General features: G+C 71.9%; 18 protein-coding genes and 1 pseudogene. 8 read left to right on the forward strand and 11 right to left on the reverse strand.

The genetic code is table 11. From position 1 onward, the window contains the following. Nucleotides 1-124: 124 nt before the first annotated feature. The 9 genes from CLV35_RS18640 to CLV35_RS18680 all read right to left on the reverse strand — a co-directional run bounded on the left by CLV35_RS18640 (nucleotide 125) and on the right by CLV35_RS18680 (nucleotide 9,506). Nucleotides 125-1,837 (reverse strand): FAD-dependent oxidoreductase, encoded by a 1,713-nt coding sequence (locus CLV35_RS18640; RefSeq protein ID WP_121195031.1) that lies wholly within the window; start codon nucleotides 1,835-1,837, stop codon nucleotides 125-127. Then, nucleotides 1,834-2,106, reverse strand: a complete 273-nt coding sequence (locus CLV35_RS18645) for a UBP-type zinc finger domain-containing protein (RefSeq protein ID WP_183062074.1) — start codon at nucleotides 2,104-2,106, stop codon at nucleotides 1,834-1,836. Before CLV35_RS18645 ends, CLV35_RS18640 begins: the two co-directional genes overlap by 4 nt. After that, nucleotides 2,103-2,567: a thioredoxin gene (trxA, locus tag CLV35_RS18650; protein ID WP_121195032.1), complete on the reverse strand. Its 465-nt coding sequence runs from the start codon at nucleotides 2,565-2,567 to the stop codon at nucleotides 2,103-2,105. Before trxA ends, CLV35_RS18645 begins: the two co-directional genes overlap by 4 nt. Beyond that, entirely contained in the window at nucleotides 2,564-5,188 is a 2,625-nt protein-coding gene (clpB, locus tag CLV35_RS18655) for an ATP-dependent chaperone ClpB (RefSeq protein WP_121195033.1), read from the reverse strand. Before clpB ends, trxA begins: the two co-directional genes overlap by 4 nt. Next, entirely contained in the window at nucleotides 5,179-5,562 is a 384-nt protein-coding gene (locus tag CLV35_RS18660; RefSeq protein ID WP_121195034.1) for a chaperone modulator CbpM, read from the reverse strand. Before CLV35_RS18660 ends, clpB begins: the two co-directional genes overlap by 10 nt. Then, on the reverse strand, nucleotides 5,559-6,569 hold the full coding sequence (locus CLV35_RS18665; protein WP_121195035.1) for a DnaJ C-terminal domain-containing protein: 1,011 nt from the start codon (nucleotides 6,567-6,569) through the stop codon (nucleotides 5,559-5,561). The genes CLV35_RS18660 and CLV35_RS18665 overlap by 4 nt, the downstream gene beginning before the upstream one ends. Before the next feature lie 3 nt (nucleotides 6,570-6,572). Further along, entirely contained in the window at nucleotides 6,573-7,151 is a 579-nt protein-coding gene (locus tag CLV35_RS18670) for a nucleotide exchange factor GrpE (protein WP_121195036.1), read from the reverse strand. Between the two features lie 7 nt (nucleotides 7,152-7,158). Then, nucleotides 7,159-9,045 (reverse strand): molecular chaperone DnaK, encoded by a 1,887-nt coding sequence (dnaK, locus tag CLV35_RS18675; RefSeq protein ID WP_121195037.1) that lies wholly within the window; start codon nucleotides 9,043-9,045, stop codon nucleotides 7,159-7,161. 92 nt (nucleotides 9,046-9,137) lie between these two features. Continuing rightward, nucleotides 9,138-9,506 carry a DUF308 domain-containing protein gene (locus tag CLV35_RS18680; RefSeq protein ID WP_121195038.1) on the reverse strand — a complete coding sequence of 123 codons (369 nt, stop codon included), beginning with the start codon at nucleotides 9,504-9,506 and terminating at the stop codon, nucleotides 9,138-9,140. Nucleotides 9,507-10,273: 767 nt separating this feature from the next. Between CLV35_RS18680 and CLV35_RS18685 the strand changes: the two genes are divergently transcribed. Continuing rightward, complete coding sequence (locus CLV35_RS18685) at nucleotides 10,274-10,570, forward strand: putative quinol monooxygenase (protein ID WP_121195039.1); 297 nt, start codon at nucleotides 10,274-10,276, stop codon at nucleotides 10,568-10,570. A 192-nt stretch (nucleotides 10,571-10,762) separates the two neighbouring features. Here the strand turns inward: CLV35_RS18685 and CLV35_RS18690 are convergent, their stop codons facing one another. Next, entirely contained in the window at nucleotides 10,763-10,948 is a 186-nt protein-coding gene (locus CLV35_RS18690; RefSeq protein WP_121195040.1) for a hypothetical protein, read from the reverse strand. Nucleotides 10,949-11,283: 335 nt separating this feature from the next. Between CLV35_RS18690 and CLV35_RS21050 the strand changes: the two are divergent. Continuing rightward, nucleotides 11,284-12,461, forward strand: a pseudogene (locus CLV35_RS21050) (APC family permease). A gap of 10 nt (nucleotides 12,462-12,471) precedes the next feature. Here the strand turns inward: CLV35_RS21050 and CLV35_RS18700 are convergent. Beyond that, nucleotides 12,472-13,242 carry a phosphotransferase gene (locus tag CLV35_RS18700; protein ID WP_121195041.1) on the reverse strand — a complete coding sequence of 257 codons (771 nt, stop codon included), beginning with the start codon at nucleotides 13,240-13,242 and terminating at the stop codon, nucleotides 12,472-12,474. Between CLV35_RS18700 and CLV35_RS20900 the strand changes: the two genes are divergently transcribed. From CLV35_RS20900 to CLV35_RS18730, 6 genes are all read left to right on the forward strand, one after another. Next, nucleotides 13,241-13,690: a PadR family transcriptional regulator gene (locus CLV35_RS20900; RefSeq protein ID WP_121195042.1), complete on the forward strand. Its 450-nt coding sequence runs from the start codon at nucleotides 13,241-13,243 to the stop codon at nucleotides 13,688-13,690. The two genes, CLV35_RS18700 and CLV35_RS20900, sit on opposite strands and share 2 nt — an antisense overlap. After that, entirely contained in the window at nucleotides 13,687-14,967 is a 1,281-nt protein-coding gene (locus tag CLV35_RS18710) for a WD40 repeat domain-containing protein (protein WP_121195043.1), read from the forward strand. Before CLV35_RS20900 ends, CLV35_RS18710 begins: the two co-directional genes overlap by 4 nt. Before the next feature lie 50 nt (nucleotides 14,968-15,017). Next, nucleotides 15,018-15,224: a hypothetical protein gene (locus tag CLV35_RS18715; protein WP_183062075.1), complete on the forward strand. Its 207-nt coding sequence runs from the start codon at nucleotides 15,018-15,020 to the stop codon at nucleotides 15,222-15,224. A 25-nt stretch (nucleotides 15,225-15,249) separates the two neighbouring features. After that, the gene (locus tag CLV35_RS18720) at nucleotides 15,250-16,011 is read left to right on the forward strand and encodes a DinB family protein (protein ID WP_121195045.1); all 762 of its coding nucleotides are present in this window, start codon (nucleotides 15,250-15,252) and stop codon (nucleotides 16,009-16,011) included. 64 nt (nucleotides 16,012-16,075) lie between these two features. Next, entirely contained in the window at nucleotides 16,076-16,852 is a 777-nt protein-coding gene (locus CLV35_RS18725) for a VOC family protein (protein ID WP_121195046.1), read from the forward strand. Nucleotides 16,853-17,055: 203 nt separating this feature from the next. Then, nucleotides 17,056-17,520: a phage tail protein gene (locus CLV35_RS18730; protein ID WP_121195047.1), complete on the forward strand. Its 465-nt coding sequence runs from the start codon at nucleotides 17,056-17,058 to the stop codon at nucleotides 17,518-17,520. Nucleotides 17,521-17,554 lie beyond the last annotated feature (34 nt).

The raw sequence follows: 17,554 nt of genomic DNA on the forward strand, positions 1-17,554 counted from the left end.
GCAGGTCGCGGCCACCGACACCACCTCTACTCTGGCGACCGCAGGGGGAGCGACGCGATCATGCATCAGATGCAATAGCGGACGTTCTGGTTGACATAATGTTCATTATCGGCGCCAGTGACTGTCACCGAGCTGTGGCAAGGTGCTGGTGCACCATCCGGACGGCCATGGCACCCTCCCCGACGGCCGAGGCGACGCGCTTGACCGAGCCGCTGCGTACGTCGCCCGCCGCGAAGACCCCGGGCAGGCTGGTCTCGAGCGTCAGCGGCGCCTGCGCCCCGGCATCTGCCGGCTGTTCGGTCCGGCGGGCCTCCGGCCCGGTCATGACATAGCCGCTCTCGTCGCGTGTCACCGAGGCCGGCAGCCATGTCGTGCTCGGCTCGCCGCCGATGAACACCATCAGATCGCGGGTGGGCAGTGTCGTACGCTCGCCGCTCTGCAGGTACCTCACGACGACGCCGCTCAGCCGCCCGGCGTCGCCCTGCAGCTCCTCGACCGTGCTGCGCAGGTGAACCTCGATGCGCGGGTCCTTCTCGATCCGGTCGGCGAGGTACCGGGACATGTTCTCGTCGAGGTTCGGCTCCCGGACGACGAGCCGGACCTCGGCCGCGTGGTCGGCGAGGAAGACCGCGGCCTGCCCACCCGAGTTGCCCCCGCCCACCACGACCACGGAGTCACCGACGCACTGCTTCGCCTCCAGCGGCGTGGCCGCGTAGTAGACGCAGGTGTCCTCGAACTCCTCGAGCCGCGGCACGTCCAACCGGCGGACCCGCATGCCGGTGGCGACGATGACGCAGCGCGTCGCCAGGTGACCGCCGTCGGCGAACCGCAGGTCGTAGCTCCCGTCCCGTTGCTCGAGACCGACGACCTCGGCCGGCACGGTGCGGTGGGCGCCGAACTTGTCCACCTGCAGGACCGCGCGCTCGGCCAGCTCGCCACCGGAGATGCCCGCGGGGAACCCGAGGTAGTTCTCGATGCTCGAGGTCCGGGCAGCCTGACCGCCCGCCCCGACCGCGTCGAGCAGAGCCGTGTCGAGCCCCTCCGACGCGCCGTAGACGGCGGCGGCCAGCCCCGCCGGGCCGGCGCCGACGACCACCAGGTCACAGACCTCGTCGTCCTTGCCGAGATCGCGCAACCCGAACTCCGTCGCCAGCTCCGCGGTCGTGGGGTTGCGCAGCAGCCGGTCCCGGTACTGCACGACCGGGGTGTCCCCGGGCCCGAGGCCGAGCGCGCGCAGCAGCCGCTCGGCCGTCGGGTCGGTCTCCACGTCGAGGAACCGGTGCGGCAGCCGGTTGCAGGCGGCGAACTCCCTCAGCTGCCGGCTCGCTGCGGAGTGGCGGGAGCCGACGATCCGGAAGCCGAGCCCCTCGCCCAGCGCCAGCGCCCGCCGGGCCAGGAAGGCGTGCAGCACCAGGTCGCCGAACGCGCGGTCCCTGGCCACGAGAGCGCGCAACCGGTCGACCTCGACCGCGACCACCTCGCCCGGGTCGACGACGACGGTGGTGAAGAAGGCCGGCTGCTGCGTGAGAACGCCCAGCTCGCCGAGGAACCTCCCGGCTCCGTGCACCCGCACCACCCGTTGCGCGGGCGTCCCGAACGCCTCGGCGACGGCCACCCGGCCCGAGTGGACGACGTAGAAGGCCTGCTCCCGGTCCCCTTCGGCGATGAGCACGTCGCCCCTCGCGATGGGCCGACGCTCCCCCACGGCGTCCAGCGCCCGGACCTGCGCGTCGTCGAGCCGCGGGAACGCCCCGTGCAGGTCGGGGGTATCACCGGGCGGGACCTCTGCCAGCAGCTCGTCCACGCCGTAGGCGTCGGAGCCGGCCGGGGCGCTCACGCGAAGGCCTCGTCCACGTAGCACCACCGCCAGGTCTCCCCCGGCTCGAACGACCGCACGATGGGATGGCCGACGAGCCCCGCGTGGTGGCGGGCGTGCCGGTTGGGGGACGAGTCGCAGCACCCGACGTGCCCGCAGGTGAGACACAGCCGTAGGTGCACCCACGGGGATCCGGTGCGCAGGCACTCCTCGCAACCCTCCGGCGTGTGCGGTGTGACGCCGCTGCGGACGAACACCAGGTGCGGGTCGACGTCGACGGGCACGGTCATGAGCTCTGCGCCTCCTTCGATTGCAGTGCCTGGTCCAGCCAGCTCGCCAGGACCCGCTCGGGCGCGGCGCCGGCCTGACGGGCGAGCAGCGCTCCGCCGCGCAGCACCATCAGGGTCGGGACGGCCTGCACCTCGAACCGCTGCGACAGCCGAGGCGCGCTGTCGACGTCGACCTTCACGAGCTTCAGCTCCCCGGCACGGGCCGTCGCCAGCCGTTCGAGCGCCGGACTCACCATCCGGCACGGGCCGCACCAGGTGGCCCACAGGTCGACGAGCACGGGGACGGGCGCCTGCTCCGCCACCTGGGCGAAGTCGCCGTCGCCCGCGTCGACGATCCAGGGCAGCGGACGGTGGCAGTTCCCGCACTTCGGGATGCCGTTGGCTGCGGCCGGCACTCTGTTCTTCTTCGAGCAGTTCGAGCAGGTGACGATGCTCGTCCGCTCGACCGAAGGGGCGCTCATGACGGCGCCCCGACCAGCTCGTGGGTGACGACGAGCCGGTCGCCGTCCGCGTCGACCCGCACGCTCGAGCCCTCGATCGCGCCGTCACGCAGCAGCGCCCGCGCGACCTGGGTCTCCACCTCCTTGGCGATGAACCGCCGCAGCGGCCGCGCGCCGTACACCGGGTCGTAGCCCTCCCGGCCGATGAGGCGCTTGGCCTCCTCCGTGATGTGCACGGTGATGTCGCGGTCGGACAGGCGGACGCGGAGGTCGGCGAGCATCAGCTCGACGATGTTCTCGATCTCCGCCAGGTTCAGCGGCGTGAACAGGACCGTGTCGTCGACCCGGTTGAGGAACTCGGGCCGGAAGTGCCCGCGCAGCTCGGCCATCACGAGGTCGCGGGCCTCGGGCTTGAGCTGGCCGTCGGGTGTGACGCCGTCGAGCAGGTGCTGGGACCCGATGTTCGACGTCATGATGATCACCGTGTTGCGGAAGTCGACGGTCCGCCCCTGGGCGTCCGTCAGCCGACCGTCGTCGAGGACCTGCAGCAGCGTGTTGAAGACGTCCGGATGGGCCTTCTCGATCTCGTCGAAGAGGACGACGGCGTAGGGACGGCGGCGCACGGCCTCGGTCAGCTGCCCACCCTCCTCGTAGCCCACGTAGCCGGGAGGTGCCCCCACGAGCCGGGACACGGTGTGCCGCTCCTGGTACTCGCTCATGTCGATCCGGACGATGTTGTCCTCGGAGTCGAACAGCGCCTCGGCCAGGGCCTTGCCCAGCTCGGTCTTCCCGACCCCCGTGGGGCCCAGGAAGATGAAGGAGCCGGTGGGCCGCCGCGGGTCCTTCACCCCGGCTCGGGCCCGAATGATCGCGTCGGCGACCGCCTGCACCGCTTCGTCCTGCCCGATCACCCGCCGGTGGAGCACCTCGTCGAGGCGGAGCAGCTTCTCCCGTTCGCCCTCGGTGAGCCGGGAGACCGGGATTCCCGTCCACGCCGCGACGATCTCGGCGATCTCCTCGGGCGTCACCACCTCGCGCAGCAGCGAGTGCTCGCCCTGCTTCTGGGTGAGCCGCTTCTCCTCCGTCTCGAGCCTGCGCTCCACGTCGGCGAGCCGGCTGTAGCGCAGCTCGGCCGCGCGGTTCAGGTCGTAGGACCGCTCCGCCTCCTGGACCTGCTGGCGCACCTCCTCGAGCTCGCGGCGCAGCTCCTGGACGCGCTGGATGGCGTGCCGCTCCGCGTTCCACTGGGCGCGCATGGCGTCGGCCTCGGCGCGCAGGTCGGCCAGCTCGCGACGGAGCTGGTCGAGCCGGGCGAGCGACGCGGGGTCGTCCTCCTGCGACAGCGCGGCCTCCTCGATCTCCAGCCGCATCACCTTGCGGGTGATCCCGTCGAGCTCGGCAGGCATGGAGTCGATCTCGGTGCGCATCCGGGCGCACGCCTCGTCCACCAGGTCGATGGCCTTGTCGGGAAGGAAACGCTCGGTCAGGTAGCGGTGGGAGAGCGTCGCCGCCGCGATGAGCGCGCCGTCGAGTATCCGCACCCCGTGGAAGACCTGGAACCGCTCGCTCAGACCGCGCAGGATCGACACCGCATCCTCCACCGTGGGCTCGTCGACGAGGACGGGCTGGAAGCGACGCTCGAGCGCGGCGTCCTTCTCGATGTGCTTGCGGTACTCCGTGAGCGTGGTGGCGCCGATCATGTGCAGCTCACCGCGGGCGAGCATCGGCTTGAGCATGTTGCCGGCGTCCATCGAGCCCTCGGAGGCCCCGGCGCCGACGACGTTGTGCAGCTCGTCGATGAACAGCAGGATCCGTCCTTCCGCCGCCTTGACCTCGGCCAGCACCGCCTGGAGCCGCTCCTCGAACTCGCCGCGGTACTTCGCGCCGGCGACGAGCAGCCCCATGTCCAGGGAGAAGATGGTGCGGTCGCGCAGTCCCTCGGGCACGTCCCCGTTGACGATGCGCTGCGCCAGTCCCTCGATGATCGCGGTCTTGCCGACCCCCGGCTCTCCGATCAGAACCGGGTTGTTCTTCGACTTGCGCGAGAGGATCTGGACGACGCGCCGGATCTCCGAGTCGCGCCCGATGACCGGGTCCAGCCGACCTGAGCGCGCGGAGTCGACCAGGTCCATCCCGTACTTCGCGAGCGCCTCGTAGGACCCCTCGGGGGTCGCGGACGTCACCCGCTGGTTGCCGCGCACGTGGGTCAGTGCGGCGAGGAAGGCATCGCGGGTGACGCCGTGCCTCGCGAGCAACCGGCCGGCTGCAGTCGCCGAGGCCTCCTCCGCGAGCGCCACGAGCAGGTGCTCGACGGAGACGTACTCGTCCTTCATCCGGCGGGCCTCGCGGTCGGCGGCCTCGAGGACGCGCGCCAGCCGCTGCGTCAGCGACACCTGCCCCGGCGCAGGCGCCGCGCCCGTGGTGCGGGGCTTCCTCGCGAGCTCGGCCTGGACGTCCCGGCGCAGCTCCGCAAGGTCGACCCCCATCGCGGCGAGCAACCGTGGCACCAGCCCCTCGGGTTGCTCCAGCAGCGCCATGAGCAGGTGCTCGGCGTCGACCTCGGTGTGGCCTCGTCCCGTGGCCAGCGTCTGTGCCGCGGCGAGCGCCTCCTGGGATCTCTGCGTCAGCCGGTTCAGGTCCATCGCTCGCTCGCCTTCTCGGTGTCGTGAGGTGTCGTCGGGTGCTGCTCCGTCCGGTGGCGCACCGGCTCCGTGCGTCCTCGTACGCGCAGTGCGGTCTCCAGCTCAGCGATCCGGTCGAGCAGGTCGACGACCAGACCCAGGGCGGCACAGTTCAGGGGCAGCCCGGCCCGCAGCCGGAGCAGCCGCGCGACAGCCGCGACCTGCGTGGCGTCGAACCACAGCGCACCACTGGCGTCGCGCACGGCCGGCAGCACGCCGAGCGCCACGAAACGTCGCACCAGCTCGGGGTGCACGCCGCATCGGCGCGCGAACTCGTCATGTCCCATGAGCCGGCGAGCGGGCCGAACCGGGACGGGCAGGAGGGGATTGGTCATCGTCGGCCTGCCCTCGCTTCCTGGCGGGAGTGGCCGCGCGGGTCGAACGTCGAGACCTGGGCGAGCTCGGAGAACAGCTCCCGCTCCCGGTCGCTCGGGTGCGGCGGGACCATGACCCTCACCTCGGCGTACAGGTCCCCCGGGCCGCCTCGCGTGTCGGGCATCCCCTCGCCGCGCAGCCGCAGCCGCCTCCCGGAGGACGAACCGGGTGGAACGGTGACCTTGGTCGCTCCACCCGGCGTGGTCACCGGGACGGTGGCGCCGAGGGCCGACTCCCAGGGGGCCACTCTCAGCTGGACCGTGATGTCCTTGCCCTCGACGCGGAACACCGGGTGCGGCTGCAGACGCACGATCAGGTAGAGGTCGCCGGCGGGACCGTCGCCCATCCCCCGGCCGCCCTCCCCGGCCAGCCGTATCCGCCGGCCGTCGGTGACCCCGGGCGGGATGGTGACCGTGTAGGTGCGCGGTCCGTCCGGGCCGTTGAGGGTGATCTCCCGACGCCCGCCGCGGTAGGCCTCCTCGACGGTGAGGGGCAGCTCCGCCTCCTGGTCCGCCCCGGCGAGAGGTCCGATGCGAGCCCCGGCGCGACCGGCGAACATGCCGCCGAGCAGGTCCTCGATGTCGATGCCCCCTCCGAAGTCGCTCCGGAAGCCCCCGCCGCCGAAGTCGACGTAGTCCGCGCCCGCGTCGGCACCCGTCGTGCGGGTGGTCCGGCGACCGCGCGGACCCGGACCTCCGCGCCCCGCACCCGCCGCCGCCCCGACCCGCTCCTCCCAGTCGTCCGGGACCTGCCGGAAGTCGTCCCCGAACCGGTCGTACTTCTTGCGCTGCTTGGGATCCGACAGGACCGAGTAGGCCTCGTTGACCTCCTTGAAGCGCTCCTCGGCCCCTGGGTCGCGGTTCACGTCGGGGTGGTTCTGCCGGGCCAGTCGCCGGAAGGCCTGCTGCAGCTCGTCGCGGCCGGCGTCCCGCGAGACCCCCAGCACGTCGTAGAAGTCACGAGCCATCGATCACCCTCCCGCGCGTTGCGCCACGGTGACCGCCGCCGGCCGCAGCTGGCGACCGGAAGCGCCGTAGCCGGGTCGCAGCACCTGCGCCACCGCGCCCGGTGCCACGTCGGTGTCGCCGGGGTCGACGACACCGACGACCTCGTGGCGCGTCGGGTCGAACGGCACACCGGGCTCGTCCTGGCGCTGGAAGCCCAGTCCCGCCACGATCGCCAGTGCCTGCTCGCGCAGGGCATGGACACCCTCGACGATCGAGCGCGGGTCCGCAGCAGCGTGCTCGAGCGCCCGGTCGATGTTGTCGAGGATCGGCAAGAAGGCCGAGGTCACCCGCTCCCGCTCGGTCTGCCGTTCGCGCTCCAGCTCCCGCGCGTACCGCTTGCGCAGGTTGTCCAGGTCGGCGACGGCGCGCCGCCAGCGGTCCTCCATCTGCGCGAGGTCCGAGCCCTCGGGACCGGTAAGGGTGCCGCCCGACGGCTGTGCGTCGTCGTTGGGCGGTGGGTCAGAGCTCGTCGAGGTGGTCACCGCGTGGTCGGTGACGGGGGCGTCGGTCGCAGGGGCGTCGGTCCCGGGGTCGTCGGTCATGGGGAGGTCAGCCCCGGTCGAACTCGGCATCGATGACGTCGTCGTCGGCGGTAGCCCCACCACCGGTGCGGGCTCCCGCGCCGAACGACTCACCTGTCGACGGCTGCGCAGCCATCAGCCCCGCGAGGACCTGCTGCAGCTCGTCGGTCAGCTCGCGCACACGGTCGACCGGGGCCTGGTCCTGCACGGCCCGGCGGGCGTCGGCTATGAGCATCTCGGCCCGGGCGCGCTCGTGCGACGGCGCTGCCTCGCCGAGCTCCTCGAGTCGGCGCTCCGCCTGGTAGGCGAGCGTGTCGAGCTCGTTCCGTGCGTCGACCTCCTGCCGGAGCTGCTGGTCGGATGCCCGGTTGCGCTCGCCCTCCTGCACCATGCGCTGGACCTCGCTCTGGTCGAGGTTGGTGCTCTCCGAGATCGTGATGCCCTGCTCGACCCCGGTGTCCTTGTCCCGTGCGGTGACGTTGAGGATGCCGTTCGCGTCGATGTCGAAGATGACCTCGACCTGCGGCACACCGCGGGGAGCCGGCCGGATCCCGGTCAGCTGGAACCGGCCGAGCACGCGGTTGTCGGCGGCGCGCTCGCGCTCGCCCTGCAGCACCACTATGTCGACGGCGGGCTGGTCGTCGGTGGCCGTCGAGAAGGTCTCGCTGCGGCGTACGGGGATCGTCGTGTTCCGCTCGATGATCCTCGTCATCAGGCCGCCCTGGGTCTCCACTCCCAGCGACAACGGGGTCACGTCCAGCAGGAGGACGTCGGAGACCTCACCCTTGAGCACGCCGGCCTGGATGGCCGCGCCGACGGCGACGACCTCGTCGGGGTTCACCGTCATGTTCGGGTCCTTGCCACCGGTGAGCCGCTTCACGAGCGCCTGCACCGCCGGGATGCGGGTGGAGCCGCCGACCAGGATGACCTCGTCGATGTCGTCGGCGCCGACCTTCGCGTCCGACATCGCCTGGCGGACCGGTCCCATCGTCCGCTCGACGAGGTCAGCCGTCAGCTGTTCGAAGGTCGAGCGCATCAGCGTCGTCGTCAGGTGCTTGGGGCCGCTCGCGTCCGCCGTGACGAAGGGCAGGTTCACCTGCGTCTGGCTGACGGAGCTGAGCTCGACCTTCGCCTTCTCGGCCGCCTCCGAGAGCCGCTGCAGGGCCTGCGGGTCCTTGCGCAGGTCGATGCCGTTCTCGTTCTGGAACTGATCGGCGAGGTGGTCGACGATGCGCCGGTCGAAGTCGTCGCCGCCCAGGTGCGTGTCTCCGGCGGTGGCGCGTACCTCGACCACTCCGTCCCCGACCTCGAGGACGCTCACGTCGAACGTGCCGCCGCCGAGGTCGAACACCAGCACCGTCTCGTGCTCGCGCTTGTCCAGTCCGTAGGCGAGCGCGGCTGCCGTCGGCTCGTTGATGATCCGGAGCACCTCGAGCCCGGCGATCTTGCCGGCGTCCCGCGTGGCCTGCCGCTGCGCGTCGTTGAAGTACGCCGGGACGGTGATGACCGCCTGGGTGACCTTCTCGCCCAGCGAGCGTGTCGCGTCGTCGGCGAGCTTGCGCAGGATGAGCGCGGAGATCTCCTCGGGGGCGTGCAGCTTGCCCCTCACCTTGACCCGCGCGTTCCCGTTCTCGTCAGGGACGACGTCGTAGGTGACCTGGTCCGCCTCCTTCTCGATCTCCTCGTACCGTCGGCCGATGAACCGCTTGACCGAGTAGACCGTCCCCTGGGGATTGAGGATCGCCTGCCGCCGGGCGAGCAGACCGACGAGCCGTTCCCCGCTCTCCGTGAACCCCACCACGGACGGGGTCGTCCGGGCGCCCTCCGCGTTGGGGAGGACGGATGCCTCGCCGCCTTCCCAGGCGGCGATGACCGAGTTGGTCGTACCCAGGTCGATCCCAACCGCGCGTGCCATGTCAGATCTCCGTTCCTGTCAGCCGGACCGCTTGGTGGGAAGCGGGGTGATGAGCGGTGGGCGGTCGGTCACCTGGAGCCGACTTGGACGGGTCACAGGACGACCAGGGGCGCCTCGCGGACTCGCCAGGCGCTCATCAGGAGCACCGCCGCCGAGATCTCCAGCACGCCGGTGACGACCGCCCAGGCACCGGCGAGCACCATCAGTGCCAGAGCCCTGACGGCCGGCGACGCCGCCGCGACCACACCCACGCCGCCGGCGAAGACGTACGACCACCGCCGTCCGCGGTCCCCGCGCGAGAGCCCGCTCGCCACCATCCCGACGCCGTCGAGGACGGCGTACACGGCGAAGAGGAGCGCGAGCGCGAGCACCGTGACACCGGGCCACACGAGCGCCAGCACGCCGAAGAGCAAGGCCAGGACGCCACGAACGGCCAGCAGGGCCGACAGGGGGCGGCGCATCCACCTGTTCGACGGACCTGTCGACCCTGAGGCCCCCAGGAGTCGTGTCACCGCGGCCCTGAGCTGTCGTCTCACGTGTCCGTGACATCTCGCCGACTTCCCTGAGGCCGAGGCAGGAACTGCGCCGTCGTCGTCCGGAGACGTGGTGGCGAACCGTGCACCGGAACGGGTGCGACATGAGCAATCGGCGACCGCTCCGGCAGCGATCCGCGAGGATGCCGCTGCCGAAGCCGCGCCGGCGGCGGGCGCCGTACGTCCATCGCAGCACGTAGGCAGAGCTGAGGACATCGGCAGACCTGCCCATTCCAGGAACGCCTCGCCGGCAGGGGGGCGGGCACCAGGAGGCGCTGCGGATGTGCGAATCGGACGATCAGCCGATGCCGCAGGCAGCGAACCGCTCTAGCGTCGGGTGCACGGCCCTTCGACCGGAGTTCGCACGGTCGACAACCGACGCCCCCCGCGGAGAAGACATGGCGTACGCCACGTTGACACAGACCTCGCCCCGGTCGTCGGGGCTACGACCCCACAGGCGGTCGGGGGGTCACGCCCGCGGCGCGAGCTCGTGGGTGGGGCCGGGATCGGTCGGGCTGGACGCGGGCACCTCGTGGAGGATCTTGGGATCCGTGTGCAGCACATGGCACCAACCACCCTGCTCGAGGTCTGCAGCGACTGCCCACAGCTGACGATCACCATGGGCAGACCTGCCGATGCGGTTCCAGAACTCTGACCCTTACTGTCGAGTGCATCCAGACGAAGGGACCCTCTACATGGCTATCGACCGAGGACTGCTCGCGACCTTGACGGCAAAGCCCGGCAAGGGCGATGAGCTTGGAGCGTTCCTGAAGCAGGGCCGCGAGCTGGCCGCTCAGGAGGAGGGCACCGTCAGCTGGTACGCATTCCGACTCGACGACACGACGTACGGGATCTTCGACACCTTCGAGAGCGAGGAGGCTCGCCAGGCACACGTGAACGGCCAGATCCCCGCGGCTCTCCAAGATGTCGGCTCGGATCTTCTGGCCGAAGCCCCCGACATCAGGCCGATCGACGTACTGGCAGTCAAGTAGTTGGGATCGCGCGTCGGACCGGCCTCCGGTCCCCGCGTCTCGGCAGGAGGCCGAGCTACCGGAGAACGACGCGTGCGACGAGCCAGTCGCCGACCAGACCGAGGAATTGCAGGAGCTCGTCGGCGACCTGGTTCGATGGCTACGTCACTGCGCGGCATCACCGGCGAGCGAGCTGTCCGCCACATCCTGCAGCTAGGCCGGAAACCGATGAGCGGCACGGAGCTGCGGGCGCAGCCAGATCAGGTAGACCAGAGCGGCGACACTGCCGAGCACAGGGATCCACAGCCCGACGATCAGACCCGCAGCCCAGAGGAGCTTGGACCGGCCGACCTGCTGCCACGCCGCCTGAGGATGGATGATCGCGTCGACGATCGCCACAGGTGGAGCACGAGCAGCGCCAACAGGACGAGTGCCAAGAACACGATCGGCACCAGGATGATCAGCGCTGCACCACCCATGGAGCCCCCTCTGCCGACCTGAGTGCGCCACCGTAGCGGGATCCGGACGAGCCCGGCGGAGAGGGCTGTCGACGGCTGCGGCACACCACCTTGCTCACCTCGAGTTCACCGGCGTGCAGCACCATGCACGCATGATCAGCACCGGTGGCGTCTCCGGCCGACCACCGAGCACCGAGCACCGGCGCCACATCGCCAGCGGGTGGGTCGCGTCGCGAGCTCGGCGTCGCCGATGCCGTGCTGATCGGACTGGGCGCGATGCTCGGCGCCGGCGTGTTCGCTGCCTTCGCGCCCGCCGGGCGCGCAGCGGGCGCAGGACTGCTGGGAGCTCTCCTCCTCGCAGGTGTCGTCGCCTACTGCAACGCGACGTCGAGCGCGGCGCTGGCCGCCGTGCACCCCCGGGCCGGCGGGACCTACCTCTAGGGCCGCCGCCAGCTCGGCCCCGGCTGTGGGTTCCTCGCCGGCTGGGGGTTCGTCGTCGGCAAGACGGCGAGCTGCGCAGCCATGGCACTCACCGCGGGCTCGTACGCGTGGCCCGCGCACCCGCACCTCGCCGCGGTCGCCGCCGCTGCCGCGCTCACTGCGGTCAACTACCTCGGGATCATACGCACAGCGGCGCTCAATCGCGTCCTCGTCGCAGTCACCGTCCTCGTGCTGGCCCTCGTGATCGCCGCGTGCCTCGGCGGAGGCGCTACGAGCGGCTCACGGCTGCACGACGGGGGCAGCGTCAGCGCCTACGGCGTGCTGCAGGCAGCAGGGCTGCTGTTCTTCGCCTTCGCCGGCTACGCCCGCATCGCCACCCTCGGTGAAGAGGTCCGCGACCCCGCCCGAACCATCACCCGAGCCGTGCCCATCGCCCTCGCCGTCGTCATCGTCATCTACGCACTGGTGGGCACCAGCCTCCTGCTCGTGCTCGCCCCACCGGGATCGCTGGGTCGACCGCCCCGCTCCACGACGCAGTCGCTGCCGGGCACCTCAGCAGCGCAGCAGGCATCGTTCGCGCCGGAGCAGTGACCGCCAGCCTCGGAGTGCTCCTCAGCGCGATGGCAGGAGTCGGCAGGACGACCCTCGCCATGGCCCGCGACGCCGAGCTCCCCCGGGTGCTGGCTGCCGTCCACGTCCGCCACGGCGTCCCCCACCGAGCCGAGCTCGCGCTGGGCGCAGTAGTCAGCGCCGTCGTCAGCGTCGCCGACGTCCGCGGCACCATCGGCTTCTCCAGCCTCGGCGTCCTCGTCTACTACACCGTCGCCAACGCGAGTGCCTGGACCCTCGGTCGACGCCGGCTCCGCGTCGTCGCGGCGACAGGCCTTACCGGTTGTCTCGTGCTCGCCGCCAGCCTCCCCCGCACCAGCGTCATCTCCGGCACTGGGGTGCTGACGCTCGGGCTCGCTGCCCGCGCGTACAGCCGCAGGAGACGGCGTCCCGACCGGACCTGAGACCGTCAGTTCAAGAGCTCAGCAACCACGTCGCTTCCGGCAGCTCCTCCGGCGCACCGTAGCCGTTCTCGGCCAGCCACCGGATCGCGGTCAAGCACCGGTAGGACCACCAGCCGCTGATGAGGTCCCGGTCGACCTCCGCGCCGTAGCCGGCCAGCAGGTCGTCCACGTGCCGCTCGTGGGTCAGGCTGAGGCTCGCCAGGTCGGCGAGCGCGTCCCCCTGCGCGGCCTCCGACCAGTCGATGATGCCGGTCACTCGCCCACCGTCGACGAAGACGTGGGAGGCGTGCAGGTCGCCGTGGACGAACACCGGCGTCCACGGCCGCAGGACGGACTCTGCCCGTCGGCGGTGGTGCGCGAGCACGTCGCTCGGCAGACCGCTCGAGGCTGTCAGCCACTCGCACTCGGCTGCCAGTCGCGCGGCCAGCTCGTCGCGGCCGACGCCGAGCCGGGGCGGCAGCGGCGCGTCGTGCAGCGTACGGATCGCGGCTCCCGCGGCGCGCCAGGCGGACGCCGGCGCCGTCGACGGCTCCCCTACGCGCCCCAGCGGAGCGCCGGGCACGGCGGCCAGGGCGAGCACCGGAGGCCTGTGCCACAGCACCTCGGGAGTCGGGACGGGAGCCAGGGCCATCGCCTCGACCTCGGCGTCGGCCCGTGCCTGGACGGCATCGATCTTCAGGAAGACGTCGCCCACACGCACCGTGGTGCGGTCTCCGTGCACAGTGACGACCTGCACGTCGTGCCGCACACGCCCGCTGGGCCCCTCGTCCGCCCCACCCATGTGCCTCTCCCCTGTTGCTCCCGCGCTCGTGACACTAGTCGGGCGGCATGGTCCAGCGCCTGGTAATACCCCGGTCGACGGAGTATGGTCCCGGTCATGGCGCGCGACCGGATGCAGGAGCCCACCGTTCCTCATCCTCACGGCACTGGCCTCCGGGCCGAGGCACGGCTACGGGCTGGTCGCCGAGGTGGAGCGCATCTCGCAGGGCGAGGTGCGCCTGCGCGTCGGCACGCTCTACGGCGCGCTCGACCGGCTCGCCGCCGAAGGCCTCGTCGAGGTGGCCTCCGAGGAGGTGGTCGACTCACGCCTGCGCCGCAACTACGCGCTCACCGAGCAGGGCGCCCACCGGCTCGAGGAGGAGGCGCGGCGCGCCCGCCGGCAGGCCGAGACCGCCCTGCGCCGCCTCAAGTCCTTCGGCACCGGGACGCTCCCAGGGACTGCGACGTGACCGCCCGCCCGCCGCTCGAGCGCAGCTACCGTGCGCTGCTGCGCCTGCTGCCGGCTCCCGAGCGCCGGGCCCGCGGTGACGAGATGCTCGGTGTGCTGCTGGCGACGGCCCCGGCGACGCGTACGCGGCCGAGCGTCGGCGAGACCGGCGACCTTCTGCGTGCAGCAGCGCGGTCGCGCCTGCGCTGCCTGCTCGTCTCCGACCCGGTGGCCCGGGCCGGAGCCCTGTGCTCGACGGTCCTGGTGCTGCTCGCGGCGGTCCTGTTCACCACCAACCTGGACCAGCGAGGAGTGCTGGCGTCGCGCACGGGGGTCGCTGCGCCTGTGCTCCTCGACCGATTCCCCAGCTGGGAACCCGTGCCCGCCACCGTCGAGCGCAGCCCCGCAGGCGCTGCGGCGATGGCCTACGTCGACGGGACGGACGACCGCGGCGAGTTCCTCGCCCTGGTCGGCAGCGACGGTGCCACCCTGCGTCGGATGCGGCTGCCCGGCGACCTGCGCAGCTCCACACCCTCCCTCCTCTCCCCCGACGGCACGCGCGTCGCCGACACCTGGACCGGACGGCTGCGCGTGAAGGACCTGCGCACCGGCAGGGGCACCACCCCGCCGGGGCTGCAGCTCGACGGTCAGGACGCCCTCCTCGCCTGGTCGGCGGACGCCACGCGGGTCGTCGTCGGCTCCCAGCTGCACACCCGCGTGGTGGCGCTCGAGACGGGCCGACAGGTGCAGCTTCCCGGCGGCGCCACCGCTGCGGCCTTCGCCCATGACGGCCGGCTGACCCTCGACCGTGCTGGCCGCCTCGAGACCTACGCCTACGACCTCCGCGCGCTCGTGGACAGCCGGCCGACGCCCGAGGGGTGGACCATCGCGCCGGCCGGGTGGTCGGCCGACGGTCGTACGCTCGCCCTGCGCCCCCTCGTCGGCGACCTCTCTGGCAACGGCCCCCGCGACGGCCAGCTCGGCCTGCGCACAGCCGCAGGCGGGGAAGGCCCTGCGTTCCTCGCTCCCCCGCGTCCGTCGGTCGCCGTCGCGTGGCAGCAAGGAGACCTGCTGGTGAGTGCGGGCGCCGCCCTCGAGCGCTGGGACCCGTCGACGCTGAAGTCCGCGGTCGTCACTGCGTCGAAGGGCAGCCGGCTGCGCGCCGACCTGCGCGTGGCCACCGCCCTGGTCCCGCACGAACGCACCGTCGCGCTCGGGACACCGGACCGCGGTCCTGTGGGTCCGGTCGCTACTGGGTCGCTCTCGGCCTCGTCCTCGTGGCCCTGGTCGCCGGCGTGAGCCACCCACCGACGAGGCGGCGGTCGAGCAGCCGCACCGTCCGCGACCTCGTGGGAGCGATGCAGGAGCCGACGTTGGCTGCGCCTGCCGCTGCGCTGGGCCTGCTCGGCTACGCGATGCTCGAGGCGTTGAGCGGGATCGTGCTGTGGCGGGACGCCGCCGCGCTCGCGGCCATCGCGGCCTACGTGCTGGGCCGGTCGCTGGGACGAGCGCGCTTCGTCGCCGACCGGTGGTCCGTGCTGGTGCTGGCCCGCTGACGCCTGGCGAGGGCACACTGGGCGGATGTCCGAGGACTACGCCGGCTCCGACCGGTTCCGTGGTGCACGCATCGTCGGGAGCGACCTCACGGGACTCGAGGTCCGCGACTGCGACGTGAGCAGCCTCAAGGTGGTCGACTGCTACGGCGCCGACGTCTACCTAGGCGGTGCTTTCCCGCGGCTGGTGGTCAACGACGTGGACGTGACTGCCTACGTCGAGGGCGAGCTCGACCGTCGGCAGCCGACGAGGGTGCTGGCTCGCACGGTCCACTCCCCCGACGACTACCGGGCGGCCTGGCGTGCCGTCGACAGCGGGTGGAGCACGACGTTCCACCAGGTCCGGGAGCTGCCCGAGTCACTGCTCCACCAGCAAGTCGACGGCGAATGGTCGTTCGTGCAGACCCAGCGCCACCTGCTCTTCGCCAGCGACGCGTGGTTCGGCAACGCCGTGCTGGAGGAAGCCACCGCGTACCACCCGCTCGGTCTCCCAGCCAGCGCGATGGCAGCGGACGACGCCGCAGCGCTGGGTCTCGACGTGGACGCGTCACCCAGCCTCGAGGAGGTGCTGGAGCCGCGACTCGCCCGCATGGCGAGCCTGCGGCGCTTCGTCGAGACCCTCACCGAGGCGGAGCTGGACCGGGTCTGCGGGCGCAAGCCGGCCGACCCGTACCCCGACCAGGACTACCTCGTGCGCCGCTGCCTGCGCGTCGTGCTGCAGGAGGAGGCCGAGCACCACCGCTACGCCCTGCGCGACCTGGCTGTGCTCGAGGCGCTACCGGCCCGGTAGGCCGAGCCCACACACCAGGGCAAAGACGTGGCGCGGCTGCACGAGCCCGTGGCACTGTCGGGACATGGGCAACGCACGACCGGCAGTCGTACGCCTCAGCGCGCTCGCCCTCGACGCCGCGGACCCGCCACGGGCGGCACGGTTCTGGGCGGCCCTGCTGGGCCGCGAGGTCGTGGACGAGCCCACCGGCCCGCTCCTGCCCGGCTCGGACACCCAGGTCGGGCTGCGGTTCGTGCCGAGCGACAGCGTCAAGCAGGGCCGCGACCGGGTTCACCTGCACGTGACGAGCGACAGTGCCGAGCACCAGGAGCGCCTCGTGCGACGGGTGCTCGAGCTGGGAGGTCGGCACCTCGACGTGGGGCAGCTACCCACCGAGACCCACATCGTGCTGGCCGACCCCGAAGGGGACGAGCTCTGCATCATCGGGCCGGACAGCACCTTCCTCGCCGGCTGCGGCCCGCTCGGCGAGCTGGCGTGCGACGGTACGCGTGCGGTCGGGGTCTTCTGGAGCCGTGTCCTCGGCTGGCCGCTCGTGTGGGACCAGGACGAGGAGACCGCCGTGCAGTCGCCATCGGGCGGCACGAAGGTCGCCTGGGGCGGACCGCCGCTGCAGCCCAAGCTCGGTAGGAACCGTCAGCGGTTCGAGCTCGCCGCGCTCGGCGGAGAGCTCGACGCGGCGGTCGAGAGGCTCACGGCACTCGGCGCAGGCGTGCTGCGGCCGCTCGAGCACGGGATCCTCGAGCTCGCCGACCCCGACGGCAACGAGTTCGTCCTGACGGCGACGACCTCTCCCTCCGCCTCGGCGGTCCGGACCTCCCCGTGTGAAGCGCCTCGCGCCTGATGGAGACGAGTGCCCTTCACTACCCGCCGGAGCGGTCGACCAGTCGGGGTCCACCCCCGCAGCGTGCCAGCAGGCACCGATGAGTCGCGCCAGCCGCACGGAGGTGCCGATCGAGCGGACGTCGCTGGCCGCCGGCCGCTAGTCTGCCCGTCGTCCCGCTCGGACGGTCCGTCCGTCGAGCCGTACGCCGCCCAGGAGGCGCTGTGTCGCACGTCGTCGACTTCGAGCACGTGTCCACCGAGGGTCTGGAGTCCTCGCCGGTCGCGGCCGCGCTGGCGGGGCTGCGCGCGAACGAAGCCCGCTACTACCGCAACAAGTTCGGCCACGTGTTCGCCACCGACGCTGCGGACGAGGCTGCCGAGACGGTCGAGTGGGTCCACGGCATCCTCCGCGAGGAGCGGGACCTGGTCATCAGCAGTCGGCCTCTCGAGGCGTGCGCGTTCGAGGTGGACGGCACGCGCATGGCCTACGTGTTCTACGAGTCCGGGCTGTCGGTCAACGTGATGTACGGCATCGCCGACGGGAGCAAGCGCGCCGTCGGCTTCAAGCTCTCCCAGGGCATGGCCGTCCCCGCGGAGCTGGCGGAGCGGTTCAAGTTCGCGCGTCAGAAGTCGAAGCTCGCCGGAGAGATCCGCGGGACGTACTTCGTCATCAAGGGAGAGCATTGATCCGGGGTGGCCCACCGGGCGGGGACGACCGGCA

The sequence above is a fragment of the Motilibacter peucedani genome, from assembly GCF_003634695.1.
GTDB lineage: Bacteria > Actinomycetota > Actinomycetes > Motilibacterales > Motilibacteraceae > Motilibacter > Motilibacter peucedani.

Excerpts from the sequence above, each read along its gene's own strand:
- CLV35_RS18660 (WP_121195034.1), bottom strand. The coding sequence starts at position 5,562 with ATGACCAATCCCCTCCTGCCCGTCCCGGTTCGGCCCGCTCGCCGGCTC.
- CLV35_RS18685 (WP_121195039.1), top strand. The coding sequence starts at position 10,274 with ATGGCTATCGACCGAGGACTGCTCGCGACCTTGACGGCAAAGCCCGGC.
- CLV35_RS18700 (WP_121195041.1), bottom strand. The coding sequence starts at position 13,242 with ATGGGTGGGGCGGACGAGGGGCCCAGCGGGCGTGTGCGGCACGACGTG.
- CLV35_RS18645 (WP_183062074.1), bottom strand. The coding sequence starts at position 2,106 with ATGACCGTGCCCGTCGACGTCGACCCGCACCTGGTGTTCGTCCGCAGC.
- CLV35_RS18665 (WP_121195035.1), bottom strand. The coding sequence starts at position 6,569 with ATGGCTCGTGACTTCTACGACGTGCTGGGGGTCTCGCGGGACGCCGGC.
- trxA (WP_121195032.1), bottom strand. The coding sequence starts at position 2,567 with ATGAGCGCCCCTTCGGTCGAGCGGACGAGCATCGTCACCTGCTCGAAC.
- CLV35_RS18725 (WP_121195046.1), top strand. The coding sequence starts at position 16,076 with ATGGGCAACGCACGACCGGCAGTCGTACGCCTCAGCGCGCTCGCCCTC.
- CLV35_RS18720 (WP_121195045.1), top strand. The coding sequence starts at position 15,250 with ATGTCCGAGGACTACGCCGGCTCCGACCGGTTCCGTGGTGCACGCATC.
- clpB (WP_121195033.1), bottom strand. The coding sequence starts at position 5,188 with ATGGACCTGAACCGGCTGACGCAGAGATCCCAGGAGGCGCTCGCCGCG.
- CLV35_RS18680 (WP_121195038.1), bottom strand. The coding sequence starts at position 9,506 with ATGCGCCGCCCCCTGTCGGCCCTGCTGGCCGTTCGTGGCGTCCTGGCC.
- CLV35_RS20900 (WP_121195042.1), top strand. The coding sequence starts at position 13,241 with ATGTGCCTCTCCCCTGTTGCTCCCGCGCTCGTGACACTAGTCGGGCGG.
- CLV35_RS18670 (WP_121195036.1), bottom strand. The coding sequence starts at position 7,151 with ATGACCGACGACCCCGGGACCGACGCCCCTGCGACCGACGCCCCCGTC.
- dnaK (WP_121195037.1), bottom strand. The coding sequence starts at position 9,045 with ATGGCACGCGCGGTTGGGATCGACCTGGGTACGACCAACTCGGTCATC.